Below are 1,824 nucleotides of genomic sequence, written 5' to 3'. Positions count from 1 at the left end.
CCCCCCCCCCCGCGCCCGGTGGCGGTCGTCAGTCGAGGAGGGCCGTCGCCTCGACCTCGACGAGCACGTCGGGTTCGAAGAGGTAGTCCACGCCGATGAGCGACGAGGGCGGCAGCGGCGTCGGCAGACCGATCTCCTCGGCCACCTCGGCGACCCCCGCCATGAAGGCGTCGATCTTGCCGGGCTCCCACGCCGTGACGTAGAAGGTCAGCCGCAGGACGTCGTCGAACGTCGCTCCCGCCCCGGCCAGGCCCGCCGCGGTGTTGCGCAGCACCTGGGCCACCTGCCCGGCGAGGTCGCCCGGGGCCACCGGGGTCGCGTCGGCGCGGCGGGCGACCTGTCCGCTGACGTGCACGTGGCGCGTACCGGTGCCGACCGCGACGTGGTGGTACGGGGTGGGCTGCATCATGCCCTCGGGGGTGAAACGCTGAACGGCCATCGCCTGTGTCCTCGCTACTGGTACCGACTTGGTCTAACGTTGATACCTGGTATCAAAAGGAAACTTCAACGAAACCAGGTGTCATGACGGATACCGGGCAGGCAGCCCACGACGACATCGGCATCACCGCGCCGCACCGCGAGCTCCTCAACCAGATCCTGGACAAGTGGTCGATGGAGGTGCTCAACGTGCTCTGCGAGCGCCCCTCGCGCTTCAACGAACTGCGCCGCGCGATCCCCTCGGTGACCCAGAAGTCGCTCACCGCGACCCTGCGCCGCCTCGAACGCAACGGCATCGTGCACCGCGCGGTGGTCGGCTCGCGGCCGGTCGCCGTCGAGTACCGGATCACCCCGCTGGGCAAGACGCTCCGGCACCCGGTGGACGTGCTGCTCGACTGGATCTCGGCGCACACGCCCGAGATCGAGCGGGCACGCGAGCGCTTCGACCTCGAACAGGACGGCGGCTGACACCCGGGGCGGCCGGTGCCGGAAGGGCACGCCGCCGGGGCGGGTGCGGACGCGCGCGGGACGGTACCGCCCGTGCCGCCGCGCCTCGACGGGCCGGGCCCGGGGCGGCGCCGGTACGGGACCCGGGGACGCCTCAGTTCCCCCGCGCCAGGTGGTCGAGTCCGCACGCCGTCCCGCTCATCGCCTTGACCACGGCCATGGTCCGGTTGGTGCAGTCGAGCTTGGTCAGGACCTGCGCGACGTTGCGTTTGGCCCCGTGCAGGGAGATCCGCAGCTGGGCGGCGATCTCCTTGTTCTCCAGCCCGCGCGCCATGAGGGCCAGCGTCTGGCGTTCGCGTTCGGTCAGGCGGGTGGCCGGGCCCGGCACGCCGTGCAGGCGCCGCCCGTGGGCGGCGGCCCGGTCGACCAGACCGGGGGAAAGGTAGACGCGGCCCCGTTCGAGCTGCCAGAAGGCGAAGTGCAGGTCGGCCGGGGACAGCTCGTCCACCGAGACCAGGGCGTCCGTGCCGGTCTCGTTGAGCGGGCACCCCGGTGAACGGTCGGACGCCGACAGCACGGACAGGTGTTTGCCCCGTGCCCCCCGGGCCGCCTCGCGCAGGGCCGCCGTGTCCTCGGCGCCGGACCGGCGGACGTGGAAGACGAAGTCCCATCCGCGCCGGCCCAGGTGCGCGATGGCCTCGGCGGGACAGTCGAAGTGGGCCAGGACGCCCGCGGTGCAGTCCATGGAGCGCAGCGCGCGCAGGGTGGCCTCGGTACTGGGCGAGTCGGGCCCGACCACCATGGTCTCGTGCTCGCGGTCGCACAGGGGGATCAGGGGCGGGCCGTTCTCCGGGGCGCAGGGAACGGGAAGCTGGTCGACGTGCTCATGGGTGGAGGTCATAACGGCTCCTCGTGCTTGCCGGTCGGATGGGAGGGCGG

General features: G+C 72.4%; 3 protein-coding genes. 1 reads left to right on the top strand and 2 read right to left on the bottom strand.

Features of this window, described 5'->3' with window-relative positions:
- Positions 1-28: 28 nt before the first annotated feature.
- Positions 29-439: a RidA family protein gene (locus tag DQW06_RS27685; RefSeq protein ID WP_013152804.1), complete on the bottom strand. Its 411-nt coding sequence runs from the start codon at positions 437-439 to the stop codon at positions 29-31.
- Positions 440-522: 83 nt separating this feature from the next.
- On the opposite strand from DQW06_RS27685, the gene DQW06_RS27680 reads away from it, so the two are divergent.
- Positions 523-906, top strand: a complete 384-nt coding sequence (locus tag DQW06_RS27680; protein WP_013152803.1) for a helix-turn-helix domain-containing protein — start codon at positions 523-525, stop codon at positions 904-906.
- Between the two features lie 133 nt (positions 907-1,039).
- Here DQW06_RS27680 and DQW06_RS27675 read toward each other — a convergent pair whose 3' ends face one another.
- Complete coding sequence (locus tag DQW06_RS27675; protein ID WP_013152802.1) at positions 1,040-1,786, bottom strand: LuxR C-terminal-related transcriptional regulator; 747 nt, start codon at positions 1,784-1,786, stop codon at positions 1,040-1,042.
- Positions 1,787-1,824: the final 38 nt, after the last annotated feature.

Source organism: Nocardiopsis sp. TNDT3 (genome assembly GCF_003427465.1).
GTDB classification, from domain to species: domain Bacteria; phylum Actinomycetota; class Actinomycetes; order Streptosporangiales; family Streptosporangiaceae; genus Nocardiopsis; species Nocardiopsis dassonvillei.
This window is presented reverse-complemented; position numbering and strand designations above follow the sequence as displayed.

Excerpts from the sequence above, each read along its gene's own strand:
- DQW06_RS27675 (WP_013152802.1), bottom strand. The coding sequence starts at position 1,786 with ATGACCTCCACCCATGAGCACGTCGACCAGCTTCCCGTTCCCTGCGCC.
- DQW06_RS27685 (WP_013152804.1), bottom strand. The coding sequence starts at position 439 with ATGGCCGTTCAGCGTTTCACCCCCGAGGGCATGATGCAGCCCACCCCG.
- DQW06_RS27680 (WP_013152803.1), top strand. The coding sequence starts at position 523 with ATGACGGATACCGGGCAGGCAGCCCACGACGACATCGGCATCACCGCG.